The organism is Filobacillus milosensis (assembly GCF_004402015.1).
In the GTDB taxonomy this organism is placed as follows: Bacteria; Bacillota; Bacilli; order Bacillales; family Alkalibacillaceae; genus Filobacillus; species Filobacillus milosensis.
Window position 1 is genome coordinate 50,842 of record NZ_SOPW01000009.1, and the last position, 13,689, is coordinate 64,530.

Genomic DNA, 13,689 nt, shown 5'->3' on the forward strand with positions numbered 1-13,689 from the left:
TTTATTAGTGAAGCAAGGCATCTAATTGAAGGAAAAATATTATTGTTGTTACATTATACTACCCTTTTAGCCCAGATCTTTTAAACTGATTTTAACATAATAGGTATGTTTTAAAATGTAACACCCTCAGTCATAGTTATTACAAAATATCAATTACGAATTACTAAGCAATATGCCTAAGTAAACTTATAGTTTAATTTGCTAGAGGTCGGTCAATTTTTGAACAAGGGACCCGATTCTGCAAAATAAAACACGTGAATTCAAGTTCACGTGTGAAAAAGTATATGTTTATGTCTGTGTGCACCTCTTAAAGGACTTCATTTGCGCTATACTAAATCCCTATATTAGTATGATTAGAATATTATAAGTCTCGTCGGCCTTCCAGTGCTTTAGATAAGGTTACTTCATCGGCGTACTCTAAGTCACCGCCAACTGGTAGTCCATGTGCAATTCTAGTAATGCGAATGCCTGATGGTTTAACTAAACGCGAGATATACATCGCAGTTGCTTCACCTTCAACGTTTGGATTGGTAGCTAAAATCAGCTCCTCTACTTCTTCATCTTTCAAACGTTCAATTAACGAAGGCACATTAATATCCTCTGGACCTATTCCATCCATTGGAGAGATTGCACCATGCAAAACATGATACTTCCCTCGATAGTCTTTCATTTTTTCCATAGCAATAACATCTCTTGGATCCTGTACGACGCAAATAATCGATCCGTCACGGTCACTGTCATCACATATACGACATGGATCCTTATCGGTTATATGTCCACACACACTGCAATGAGTAAGTTCTCGTTTGGCGTTTACCAATGATTTTGCAAAATCTAAGACGTCATCTTCTTTCATATCCAACACAAAAAAAGCCAGGCGTACTGCCGTTTTTGGCCCTATACCTGGCAATTTTGTAAAACTGTCAACCAGTTTGGAGATTGGTTCAGGATAATACATGATGCAAGCCTCCTAGAAACCTGGTATATTCATCCCTTGAGTGAATTGTCCCATTTTATCATTTGTTGTTTGATCAACTTGAGTTAACACATCATTAGTTGCAGCAATAATTAGATCTTGAAGCATATCGACATCATCTGGGTCTACAACTTCTTCATTAATTTCAATGTCAGTAATTTCTTTTTTACCGTTAGCAACAACTTTGACCATTCCGCCACCAGCAGTCGCTTCAAACGTCATTTCGTGTAGCTCTTCTTGAGCCTTCATCATTTTCTTTTGCATTTTTTGCATTTGCTTCATCATATTGTTCATATTTCCCATTCCTTTCATGATTAAATCCTCCTATTATTTTACTCTTTTATTTCTAACAACTCATCTCCAACCAACTTTCGGGCCTCTGACACCAAAGGGTCTTCTTGTTCTGACTCTTGTTCCTCGGATTCGGAAGGTTGTTGTTGATTTAAAAAATCTTCACGAATGGCTTGCCATTCTTGGTCAGGAATTGGAATAATCGTAAGCTTCTTACCAATATATTCAGATAAAGCTGTTTCGATCATTTCCTGATTTTCTAAAACTAAAGAGCAATGAATTTCATATTTAAATGAAAGAATTATTGATTTATCTGAGGCTGCTCGTGGTGTACTATCAACTAGTTTGGCACGTGCTGGCGGACTCGTTTTCTTCAAGCCTTCCATGAATGCAGCCCAATTCGCTTTTACATTTTTTAAGTCATCTTTAGTTGCTTCTGATAACGTAAAACGAACTTTTTCATAAGGAACCTTATAACGATTCCCTCGTGATTGTGGGGCACGTTTCTTTTGAGTTTTTTCCTCTTGAGAATCTGCCTTAACCCCTTGTTCCTTTAAGTTTTTCAACTCTTTTTCAAGTTGTGCTATTTGTTGAATAAGTTCTGAAGGGATCGCAGTCGCCTCACTAGATTGGGCATTTCCTTGTTGAGGATCAATTTCTTGAATGTTCAACAATGCAATCTCTAATAAAACTTTCGGACTGTTCGTCCACTTCATATCCTGTTGCGTTTCATTTAATATATCTATAGCTTGTTCCAGCCACTGACTGGTTAAACTTTCAGCGACTTCTTTAAATTTCTCATCTGGAATCGCTCTAACCAGAACATCATCCATGTGGGAGGCACTTGAAAACATATATAAATCACGTAAAAAGTGAATTAAATCAAAAACAAACCGGTTCGGATCCTTCCCCTCTTGCATACTTTCTTCTAAAGCATTTAGCGCCTCTTTAGCCTCACGATTATTTAAAGCTTCAATCATAGCTAGTAATCGTTCTTGAGGGATTGATCCAGTTACAGCTAACACATCTTCCATTTGAATATTGAGGTTGTCACTATAAGCAATCGCCTGGTCTAATAAACTTAAGGCATCACGCATACCACCTTCTGCTGTTAAAGCTACATGGATTAATGCATGTTCATCATATTGAATGCCTTCTTCATCTAAAATATGCTTTATTCTCTCGACGATTACCTGATGAGTAATTCGTTTGAAATCGAATCGTTGACAGCGTGAAATAATCGTTAATGGGATTTTATGTGGTTCTGTTGTTGCCAAAATAAAAATCACATGTCTTGGTGGTTCTTCTAATGTTTTGAGTAAAGCATTAAAAGCACCTTGAGATAACATATGAACCTCGTCAATAATATAGACTTTATACTCCACAGCACTTGGCGCATATTTTACTTTATCACGAATCTCGCGAATATCGTCAACACCATTGTTAGACGCAGCGTCAATCTCAATAATATCTGAAATGGACCCATCTTGAATGCCTCGACAAGCATCACATTCTCCACATGGTTCCTTCACTGGGGCATGTTCACAGTTGATTGCTTTAGCAAAAATCTTCGCCGCACTTGTTTTACCAGTTCCTCGTGGTCCTGAAAAAAGGTAAGCATGTGCTACTTTTTGCTGTTCCATTGCATTTTGCAATGTACGGGTGATATGTACTTGTCCAACGACATCCTCAAATTTCCGGGGACGCCAAACTCGATACAATGCTTGATAGGCCATGGACATACTTCTCCTTTAAGGTTTCTTCTCTATTATAACCGATTCAGAAGTGTGATTTCAAAACTAATTGTAGAAGGCTTTTAGATGAATTTTTGTGAAAGTAAGTAATAACGAAGAGTTTAGAGAGTAAATATGGTTAGTCCATATGAGGTAATTAAAATATGTAGCTGTGCACCTATCTTCGATGAAGTGATCCGTAAGCGTTACGTAAGATCACAGCTCGATCTAGGCGACCCTACGACACACGAGAATGACCGCTTACTGCTGCTTCCTTCCGGACCTGACAGGGTTTACGGGTTCTCATTGCATAGGACCCAAATGTCAACACTGCTCACTTACGGCAGACCTTAAAATCACTTCACCTCAGATAGGCATTCAGCCCCACTATAGCGGATTGTGGGTTACAGGGCACCGCTACCTCCCCACCTAGCACAGCAATTACAAGTATATAAGGTTTTTTAGCAAAATGCAATGGTGATCTCATTCCATATTATGTAAGGTGTATTTGTTAGTTTTATACGGGACAAAAAATATTTAAATGTTTGTTTATTCCCTTTTTATTAGGGTATATAACACATGTAGATCTTTTTTAAAAAATCGTTACCCTTGAAAATCAATTTCTTTTGCGTTAAATTCACAAAGGCTTGGTTTTATAAAAGGGAATTATTCGTGTTTGAACATCTAAGTGCATTTAGATGTTTTTTATTGTTAAAAAGTATTAGAAGAGCGATATGCTTTTCTACCAAATAATATGAAAGGGAGAGAAATATGAGAGAAAAACAGAAAGGGTTAACAACATTTAGTGCAGCTGCCAAAACTCCGGCTTTTATTGTTTCTTTAGTTATTGCCAGTATTTTTCTTGCGCTAGGTGTGTTTTTACCTAACTTTAGCGACTATGTAAATACCACTTTTGATTGGGTCGTAAAAAACCTTGGTTGGTCATTCATTTTAGGTGGAAGTGCCTTCTTAATCATTGCGATCTACTTAATGATTAGTCCTCTTGGTGAAATTAAACTTGGGGACGATGATGAAAAACCAGCGTATTCTACATCTGCTTGGTTTGCGATGCTATTCAGTGCAGGTATGGGTATTGGTTTACTCTTCTGGGGTGTTTCAGAACCGATTAACCACTATATGTGGCCACCAAGCGGAGAGGCTGAATCTCCAGCAGCTGTACACAAGGCTTTACAGTATTCATTCTTCCACTGGGGACTTCACCCATGGGCTGTATATGCCGTCGTAGCAGCAGCATTAGCATACTTTTCTTATCGTAAAAATTTACCGATGTTACTTAGTTCGACATTAGAACCTTTATTAGGTCGTAATAATTTAAATGGAGGCTGGGGTAACACTGTTAACATTATTGGTGTTATTTCGACATTATTTGGTATATCAACTTCATTAGGTCTTGGTGTAATGCAGATCGGTGGAGGTTTTGAACAATTATTTGGAATCGAAAATGATAGTGGACTTTGGTTAATTATTATTGTAGTTGTAACTACACTAGCTATTTTATCTACAACTTCAGGCATTGATAAAGGGATTAAGTGGTTAAGTCAAGCTAACTTAGGTGTGGCTGGTCTTTTACTACTATTCGTATTAATCTTAGGGCCAACATTATTCATTTTAGAAGCATTAACACATTCAACTGGTACGTATTTACAAAATATTTTCAAAATGTCTTTTGGTATCGATGCGGCTGGTGAAGGTACAAAAGGTTGGTATGATGCTTGGACGATTTTCTACTGGGCTTGGTGGATTTCCTGGGCTCCATTCGTAGGTGCCTTTATTGCCCGTGTATCTAGAGGACGTACAATCCGTAGTTTTACAGTAGGTGTACTACTCGTACCAACAGCAGTTAGTATCGTTTGGTTTAGTGTATTTGGTGGAGCAGCACTATTCTTAGAACATTTCAAGAGCAGTAGTATTTGGGATGCTGTGAGTGAGGACGAAGCACAAGGGTTCTTTGCTTTATTAGAAACGTTCCCATTCTCTAGTGTACTAATCGTTATTGCGATGATTTCTCTAACAGTATTCTTTATTACATCTTCTGACTCAGGTACGTATGTAATCGGTATGTTAACGTCTAAAGGTAATGTTAACCCACCATTAGGTCTACGTATTATCTGGGGTGTAATCGAAGGTGGATTTGCTGCAGTTCTACTATTAGCAGGTGGACTAAGTGCATTACAAACAGCAGCTGTCGTCGGTGGTTTTCCATTCATGCTCATCATGTTTGTGATGGTATACTGCTTGATATGGGCCCTTCACAAAGAACTAAGAGAAGGCTCTCTACCGCAAGAACGTGCTAGAATTTATGCAGCTTTAGCTGACTTAAGAGAAGAAAAGAAACTCCGTAAAGGAATTATTCAAGATCAAAGTTCGGAAAATAAAGATCAGTAAATATAAAAGTAGCTCTCATATTTGTGAGAGCTACTTTTTTCTTAGCTTTTTAAAAAACTGTTTTAATAATGATGCGCACTCTTCTTCTAGTACTCCACTCGTCACACTTGTTTGATGATTAAATCGAGTTTCATCTAGTAAATTCATTAATGTGCCCGCACATCCAGCTTTCGGATCACTAGCCCCATAAACAACATGCGGAATACGTGCTTGAACAATGGCACCGGCACACATCGGGCATGGTTCCAACGTGACATAAAGTATACACTCTTCTAGTCGCCAGCTCCCTATGTAAGCATTAGCTTCTTGTATAGCTAACATTTCAGCATGAGAATCACTGCGTTGGGTCGTTTCTCTTTGGTTATATCCTCTTGCAATAATTTCATCTTTATATACAATCACAGCTCCTATTGGAACTTCATTAATCTCTTCAGCTTTATTCGCTTCCTTCATCGCTTCTCTCATGTAATAATCATGCATCATTGTCACCTCTTATCTTTTGTATCATAACATAATCTTGGATGGCATAAGCCTATTTTTTACACATAAAGTGTATATAGGAAAATTAGAAAGGAGTGCACACCATTGATTATTCATGTCGTGCAACAAGGAGACTCCATTTATTCACTTGCTAATCAATATCAAACAACCGTAGATGAAATCGTGCAAGTTAACGGGTTAGATCGCCCTGAAGACCTTGTCATTGGACAGGCGCTTGTCCTTCCAGTCGGTACTTACACTGTTCAGCCAGGTGATAGTCTATATAGTATTGCAAATCGGATCGGTGTCTCTTATCAAGAATTAGCTAATTACAATAATTTAAACCCGAATACCCCGTTACAAGTCGGTCAAACCATTCAAATCCCAAGTCCAGAACCGAGAAACATTACTAGTAACGCTTATATTGAACCAACAGGTGATACAGTCAGTAATACCCTGCAACAATCTGCAAGAGCAAGAGCACCTTACTTAACTTATTTAGCACCCTTTAGTTATGATATTAACCGTGACGGGACATTAGTCGCTCCTCCACTGGATGACTTTCCTGCGATTGCCGAACAAAATAATACTGCCTTAATGTTAGTTGTAACGAATATTGAAGACGGAGAATTCAGTGAAGAGCTCGGTCGTATTATTATGACAGATGAAAATGTTCAAAATACCTTATTGGATGAAATTATTCAGGAAGCTAATGAAGTAGGTTATCAGGATGTTCATTTTGACTTTGAATTCCTGCCAGCTGACACTCGAGAAGATTATAATCAATTCCTTAGAAAAGCCAAACAACGTCTAAGCGAAAACAATTTAATGTTATCAACAGCATTAGCTCCGAAAACAAGTGCAGAACAAACCGGACAGTGGTATGAAGCTCATGATTACCAGGCACATGGTGAGATTGTGGATTTTGTTGTGTTAATGACCTATGAATGGGGTTATAGTTATGGTCCACCAATGGCTGTTTCACCGATTGAGCCTGTCCGAGGTGTTGTTGAGTATGCCCTAACCGAAATGCCTGCTGATAAGATTTTACTTGGACAAAATTTGTATGGTTATGATTGGACATTACCTTTCGTTGAAGGTGGGGATCCCGCTAAAGCCGTAAGTCCTAACCGAGCTATTCAAATTGCACGCGAGAATAACCAGGCAATTGAATTTGATGAAGAGTCACAAGCCCCATATTTCTATTATTGGGATGAAGATGGTAATCAACACGAGGTTTGGTTCGAAGATGCGAGGTCCATTCAGGCAAAATTTGATTTAATACGCGAATTAGATTTGAAAGGTATTAGCTATTGGAAATTAGGATTAGCATTTCCTCAAAATTGGTATATGTTAGATAGTCAATTTAATATAGAAAAAATCCGATAAATAAAGGTCCAGGTGATCGTCTCCTGGACCTTTATTATGATTAACTATTCACCTTTTATTAAAACAATTCTATTATGTGTTTCTGCATGTTGATACGCTTCTACCAATCCTTTCTCTTCAACCTGTTCGTGAGTTATCTCTCGATAAGGAACTTGAACATGAAAAGGCTCTTTAAACGGAAAGGGGGTTAGTGTAATTTCATTAATGGTTACCCAGTTAGCTCGTATAGACCCACTTAACCCCGCAAAACGTTGCCTAAAACCATCTTTGAACATGAAAATTTCGTTTTCCTTTGACGTACCTGGTTCATTTAAACAAATATATAAAGATAAATCATCGCAAAACTGCAATAAATTAAAATGAAATTCATTTATTTCATTAGTTAAACTACTAGAAAAAGTTTGTTCTAACCGATTTTGTCTGTCAATTTCCCGGGAAATGAATCGAGAAATGTCTGGGTCAGTCGAATCTTGGTCAAAGAAAGATAAAAAATGTTGACTGTTTAAATAGGCTGCATAATTAGATTGTTGTTCGACTTCATCAATTCCTTTTTTATAAGCTTCAATCTTAGGTTTCATTGGATAATCCATAAATGAATGTGGAACCTTTTTTTCGTAGTTCCAAATTGGTTCTTCATCTAATGGAATCCAAGCCCGATCATGTTCACGAATGGCCAATTTAACTTCATCACTAAAAGCTTGACCAATAAACAACTGATCTTGCCAATATGGAACAAAGTCCCCACTTAGCTTTGAATGGTCATACTGGGTAAACATCTGAATTTTTTCATTATGTGAAGTAACGATCATCCAATCATCCTTTTTACAGTATATTTACTATTTTATTTATGTAATATGATTAGTAACACCTTAGATTTATAAAAGGCTCAAACACGCTTAGTGCTTGAGCCTTCATAACTGCTATTGACTTAAAACTCTTAACGATTCTTTATTAAAAGCCGGAATGTCATCAGGTTGTCTACTAGTAATTAGTTGATCGTGGCAAGAAACTACTTCCTGATCTTTATAATTAACACCCGCATTCTCCATATCCACTTTAATAGAATGGAAGCCTGTCGCTGTACGCCCATCTAGTGTTTTAGCTGTAATTAACAGCTGTGGTCCGTGACAAATAGCAAAGACGGGCTTTTTCTGTTCCATAAAATGTTTCGCAAACCAAACAAAGCGTTCATCTCCACGTAAAATATCTGGAGAAAATCCCCCTGGAAGGAATAATGCATCGAATTCTTCAGGTTGAACTTCATCTATACTTGTATCAATCTCTACCTCAGCTTCACCCTGTTTACCTGTTACAATTTTACCTTTTTCTTTTTCAATCGTTACAACTTCATGACCTGCATCACGATAAGCATTCGCAGGTTCTGTGTATTCACTATCTTCAAACATATCTGTTAATAAGCATGCGATTTTTTTACTCATATTAATGAAACCCTCCTAAAATTAGGTACTTACATAATTATGCATTCCCTCTAAAGGCTAATTTAAACATGCTTACAACCTAGGTCGAAACTGCTGAAAAATCTTACTTTGTTCAATACCAAACCGTTCTTCTCCGGTTAAATCATTTATAATCTCCATATTACGTTGAACCGCCAACCCTAAGTTAGTTGCGGCTGTGCCATGAGAATGTTCAAGGTTAGTTACCACATATAACTTATGTTCCCTCGGTTCTTTAAATGCCAACTCATAATTTCGGTTCACTTTAAATAATTTTGCGTTTTCCCAAACGATGTCATCTTTATAGCGATTGATTAACCATTCTGGAATATTGGGTTTATAACCTGTAGCGAGAATAATTTTTTCAGTTTGATAATCAAATTCCAACTCTTCCTGCCACTGCTTACATTTTAATAGATATCCTTCATCTTGTTTTTCAATATCGTTCACTTCTGTTAATGGCTGAATCGTAATACGCGGGTCTTCACCACCAACTGAGTAATGATATAACATTTCATATATTCCGTTTAATGTCGAGTAATCAATGCCCTTTCGTAACGGGTCTAAAGTATCGAGGGTTTCCTTTCTCTTTTTAAATGGGAGTTGATGAAAGTAATCTACATAATCAGGAGCAAAAAATTCTTGGCCCAATTTCGCAGATTCCAGTTGAAATATACCTTCTGAACGTGTTAACCAAGACAAATGAAACTCTGCATGTTCACGTTCTTCTAATAAGTCGTAGAATATTTCAGCGGCACTTTGTCCTGAACCAACAATGGTGATATGATCAGATTTCTGTAAATTCTCCTTTTCAAACAGATAACGACTGGTATGAAGGACATCTTCATTAGGAAAACCTGACATATTATCTAACACCAGTGGTTCACTACCTGTTGCCATAACGACATGTTTACTGTAGTAAGATTCTGTTTTACCTCTATCCGTATCTAAAACGATTAGTTCATAGTGAGGTTGATCAGAATCTTTGTGATCAATTAAATCAACTACCTCATGTCCAAAATATAACCCATCGATTTGATCGGTCGCCCATTGTAAATAGTCATTATATTCATTACGAGGGACTTCCATCTTATGAAAGAAAAAGAATTTATATAGGCGATCATGCTCTTTTAAATAATTTAAGTATGTGTATTTACTTGTCGGGTCGGCAAATGTGACTAAGTCAGCCATAAAAGGAACCTGTAAATCAGCTCCTTCGATTAACATGCCAGGGTGCCATTCCATTCGTGGTGTTTGGTCAAAAAATATGCATTCTAAATCATCCATATCTTCAGTTAATGCAGCTAAACTCAGGTTATAAGGTCCAATACCTATTCCGATAAAATCATAAATTTTTTGATCCATTACACTCACCTACTTAATAGATTTGTACACTTATTATGTACTTTTATTAATTATTCTATCTTAGTTTTCCATAACTGTTCGAGTAATACCGCAATAACGGTACCAACGAGCATACCATTGCTGATTACTTGGCGTACTGTTCCTGGTAATTGGGCAAAACTTTCTGATGGAATAAACATTAAACCAGAGCCTAGCAACAAAGAAACCGTAATAATCGTCAAGCGACGCTGGGTTAATTCTTCAGCAAATAAATTTCTTATACCTAACCCCATTAATTGGACGAACGTAGCTAATAAAGCCGCATTCGCAACGGGTGATGGAATACCTGCAAGAAAGGAAATAATCGGTGGAAAAAAAGCTATGACAATAAGTAAAAGTGAAGCCCACATGAAAGGACTTTTTCTTTTCTCATCTGTCAATTGAATAAAGCCTGCAGAAGAAGCCAGAGGTACAACTGCTACACCAGAAAACACACCTGAAATACTGTGATTGACACCTAACATAAAACTTCCACGATTCATTTGATTAATTGAAAAATTTGATTTTCCGTTAATAGTCTCAGTTACGGCAGATAACGAAGCGACAATATTTGAGAGCAAAATTAAAGCTGTTAAGACAGCTACAGGAACGATACTCCAATCAAAAAGCGGCGTACCCCAAGCAAACCATTCCGGAAAAGCAAACCAGCTTGTTGAAGTTAGATTGTCCTTCGGTTGGTCTATAAAAAGAACAAATAATACCCACCCAAGTGCCATACCTAATAACACCGCGTAGCTTTTCATCCAACCTTTAAAAAATGTTGAAAAGATTAATACCGATAAAAAGGTAATCATAGCAATTAGAAATCCATCCATTTGAGCAACGATCACATCTTCGGATAGACCAAACATGCCTTGTAGAAACGTTCCACTCAACTGAAAAGTCAGTAAAGTTAAGAAAACCCCCGTCACTAAGGGGGTAAAATAGGATATTACTTTCCCTGATATTTTAAATACCCCAAAAATGATTAATATAACCCCAGTTAAAATCATAGCCATTTCTAAAAGCCTTAAAGCCTCCGTGCCTGCTGTGCCAATACTCGCCGCAAACACAGCAAATGTACTCACCCATAATCCAGCTGGGCCATCCACAATTGGAAGCTTATGACCAAGCCAGCCTTGTAAGAAACATGCGACACCTATAATAAAGAATGTTCGTTGCATCAGTAACATAATTTCCATTGTCTCCATTTGAAAAACTGATCCGATAACAATGGGAATAGCAACAGCATTGGCTAATAAAAAAATGAACCACTGTATAATTGAAAACATTAAATCACAAGCTTTCTGTACTTTAGTCTATTTCTGTCATAACTATACTACAATTAGCATGGTTAAAAAAATCTTTGTGACTGTATAATTTTCTAGTATTAAGCTAAACTTTCTAGTAAATATAAGCTTTTGTCTAGTATTTTTCTTATTTTGTCTAGTAAATCATTACTTCTTTCTAGAATTTATTCAAAATTGTCTAGTAAAGCGTCTGTAGTTTCTAGTAAGGCCTTTGAAATATATGTCTATAAAACGCCCTACATACAGAAAAAATCCCTTAAGGAGTTCAAACTCCTCAAGGGATTTACATGATTTATTCTTCTAACGTAGATGTGTCGCCTTCTGGTAAACCAAGCTCACGCGCTTTTAATAAACGACGCATGATCTTACCACTACGCGTTTTTGGAATAGAATTCGTTACTGAAATTTCACGTGGTGCTGCATGGGCAGCTAAACCAGTCTTTACAAACTGACGAATCTCTTCTAATAATTCATCTGACTCTTCATAGCCTTCATTTAATGAAATAAACGCCTTAATGATTTCGCCACGCTCCGGATCTGGCTTACCAATAACACCCGCTTCAGATACAGCTTCGTGTTCGATTAATTTACTTTCAACTTCAAATGGTCCAACACGTTCACCTGATGTATTAATCACATCATCTAACCGTCCTTGGAACCAGAAGTATCCATCTTCATCACGGTAGGCACTATCTCCAGATACATACCAGCCATTTATGAAATAGCTTTCAAATTTCTCTGGGCGTTTCCAAATGGCACGCATCATAGATGGCCAGCCTTCTTTAATCGCTAGGTTCCCCATACGATTTGGTGGTAGTTCGTTACCTTCATCATCAACAATCGAAGCTACCACACCTGGAATTGGTTTACCCATTGAGCCAGGGCGAATTTCCATTGTCGGATAATTACAAATTAACTGTGCACCTGTTTCAGTCATCCACCATGTGTCATGAATTCTTAAATCAAATGCCTCTAATCCCCAATGAATAACTTCAGGGTTCAGTGGCTCTCCAACACTTAAGATGTGGCGAACAGATGATAAATCATGCTTTTTAGCTGCATCTGCACCTGCACTCATTAATTTACGGAAAGCTGTAGGAGCGGAATACCAAACTGTTACATTATATTGATCTAATGCATCATACCAAGCATCAGGAGTAAAACGTCCACCCACAATAACGTTAGTGACACCATTTAACCAAGGGGCAAAGATACCATAACTCGTGCCTGTTACCCAGCCTGGGTCAGCTGTACACCAGTAAACATCATCTTCTTTAAGGTCTAACACCCATTTACCTGTTTGATAATGCTGAATCATAGCATTGTGAACATGATAAACACCTTTTGGTTTACCAGTTGAACCTGACGTATAGTGAATAAGCATACCGTCTTCTAAATCAACCCACTCAATGTCAAATTCTTCACTTGCTGATTCCATTTCTTTGTAATAATCAATGTAACCATCTTCAATATCTTTTGAATCACCAACTAAAACCACTTTCTTAAGGTCTGGTAATTCATCCTGAGGTACACGTTCTAATAATTCAGGAGTTGTAATGAGCATAACCGCTTCACTGTCTTCTAAACGGTCATGTACCGCTTGTTCCATAAAGGCTTCAAATAATGGGCCTGCAATAGCACCCGTCTTCAAGACACCTAAGAAACTTGCATAAAACTCAGGTGATCTCGGCATAAACATAAAGACACGGTCGCCTTTTTCAATACCTTGTTTCTTTAATACATTCGCAAATTGGTTACTCTTTTTGCGTAAGTCTTCAAATGTTAATTTCTCATCACGATCAGGTGCTACATAGTGTAATGCCACTTGATCTTTTTTATCTGGATTTTCTGCGTGTCGATCGATAGCTTCATAGGCAATATTTACTTTCCCTGTTTCATTCCAAGAAAAAGCTTTCTTCGCTTCATCCCAGTCAAAGTTTTCATAAGTTTGTTCATAGTTTTCTAAGTTATGTTGTCCGTTTGATGCTTGTAATTCTTTTACTTCTGCCATTCTATCACCTCAACTATTTTTTTAATAAATAACTTCCAAATGTATAGAAAAACTTAGCTAAGCTAAATTTTTTCAACTTAATTAAATTGTTTTTCTTGAATTGTGAAAATTCTGTTACTATATATTGTATATGAGAAACGGCCATTTTAAAAGTCATTCGTACCTTACAAAAATTTTACAATAATCATTTAGTCTTCTCATAAATATATAGAAATATGAATAAACCATGATGAAATATAATTATTACCAAGTA

Annotated in this window: 11 protein-coding genes and 1 other RNA gene; 2 read left to right on the forward strand and 10 right to left on the reverse strand. The window is 37.1% G+C overall.

Going from position 1 to position 13,689, the window contains the following annotated elements:
* Window positions 1-361: 361 nt before the first annotated feature.
* The 4 genes from recR to ffs all read right to left on the reverse strand — a co-directional run bounded on the left by recR (window position 362) and on the right by ffs (window position 3,438).
* The gene (recR, locus tag E3U55_RS09545) at window positions 362-958 is read right to left on the reverse strand and encodes a recombination mediator RecR (protein WP_134340205.1); all 597 of its coding nucleotides are present in this window, start codon (window positions 956-958) and stop codon (window positions 362-364) included.
* A gap of 12 nt (window positions 959-970) precedes the next feature.
* On the reverse strand, window positions 971-1,288 hold the full coding sequence (locus E3U55_RS09550; protein ID WP_134340206.1) for a YbaB/EbfC family nucleoid-associated protein: 318 nt from the start codon (window positions 1,286-1,288) through the stop codon (window positions 971-973).
* A gap of 20 nt (window positions 1,289-1,308) precedes the next feature.
* On the reverse strand, window positions 1,309-3,003 hold the full coding sequence (gene dnaX / locus E3U55_RS09555) for a DNA polymerase III subunit gamma/tau (protein WP_134340207.1): 1,695 nt from the start codon (window positions 3,001-3,003) through the stop codon (window positions 1,309-1,311).
* A 167-nt stretch (window positions 3,004-3,170) separates the two neighbouring features.
* Window positions 3,171-3,438: signal recognition particle sRNA large type (ffs, locus tag E3U55_RS09560), an RNA gene on the reverse strand.
* Between the two features lie 333 nt (window positions 3,439-3,771).
* On the opposite strand from ffs, the gene E3U55_RS09565 reads away from it, so the two are divergent.
* The gene (locus tag E3U55_RS09565) at window positions 3,772-5,406 is read left to right on the forward strand and encodes a BCCT family transporter (protein WP_134340208.1); all 1,635 of its coding nucleotides are present in this window, start codon (window positions 3,772-3,774) and stop codon (window positions 5,404-5,406) included.
* Window positions 5,407-5,436: 30 nt separating this feature from the next.
* Here the strand turns inward: E3U55_RS09565 and tadA are convergent, their stop codons facing one another.
* The gene (gene tadA / locus E3U55_RS09570; RefSeq protein ID WP_134340209.1) at window positions 5,437-5,886 is read right to left on the reverse strand and encodes a tRNA adenosine(34) deaminase TadA; all 450 of its coding nucleotides are present in this window, start codon (window positions 5,884-5,886) and stop codon (window positions 5,437-5,439) included.
* A 105-nt stretch (window positions 5,887-5,991) separates the two neighbouring features.
* Here tadA and E3U55_RS09575 point away from each other — a divergent pair, with 105 nt between their 5' ends.
* On the forward strand, window positions 5,992-7,275 hold the full coding sequence (locus tag E3U55_RS09575; RefSeq protein WP_134340210.1) for a LysM peptidoglycan-binding domain-containing protein: 1,284 nt from the start codon (window positions 5,992-5,994) through the stop codon (window positions 7,273-7,275).
* Window positions 7,276-7,319: 44 nt separating this feature from the next.
* Here the strand turns inward: E3U55_RS09575 and E3U55_RS09580 are convergent, their stop codons facing one another.
* The 5 genes from E3U55_RS09580 to acsA all read right to left on the reverse strand — a co-directional run bounded on the left by E3U55_RS09580 (window position 7,320) and on the right by acsA (window position 13,436).
* Window positions 7,320-8,084 carry a DUF3891 family protein gene (locus tag E3U55_RS09580; protein ID WP_134340211.1) on the reverse strand — a complete coding sequence of 255 codons (765 nt, stop codon included), beginning with the start codon at window positions 8,082-8,084 and terminating at the stop codon, window positions 7,320-7,322.
* 111 nt (window positions 8,085-8,195) lie between these two features.
* Window positions 8,196-8,714 carry a type 1 glutamine amidotransferase domain-containing protein gene (locus E3U55_RS09585; RefSeq protein WP_134340212.1) on the reverse strand — a complete coding sequence of 173 codons (519 nt, stop codon included), beginning with the start codon at window positions 8,712-8,714 and terminating at the stop codon, window positions 8,196-8,198.
* 72 nt (window positions 8,715-8,786) lie between these two features.
* Complete coding sequence (locus E3U55_RS09590) at window positions 8,787-10,097, reverse strand: lysine N(6)-hydroxylase/L-ornithine N(5)-oxygenase family protein (protein WP_134340213.1); 1,311 nt, start codon at window positions 10,095-10,097, stop codon at window positions 8,787-8,789.
* Window positions 10,098-10,147: 50 nt separating this feature from the next.
* Window positions 10,148-11,407, reverse strand: a complete 1,260-nt coding sequence (locus E3U55_RS09595) for a purine/pyrimidine permease (protein WP_134340214.1) — start codon at window positions 11,405-11,407, stop codon at window positions 10,148-10,150.
* 310 nt (window positions 11,408-11,717) lie between these two features.
* Complete coding sequence (gene acsA, locus E3U55_RS09600) at window positions 11,718-13,436, reverse strand: acetate--CoA ligase (protein ID WP_134340215.1); 1,719 nt, start codon at window positions 13,434-13,436, stop codon at window positions 11,718-11,720.
* Window positions 13,437-13,689: the final 253 nt, after the last annotated feature.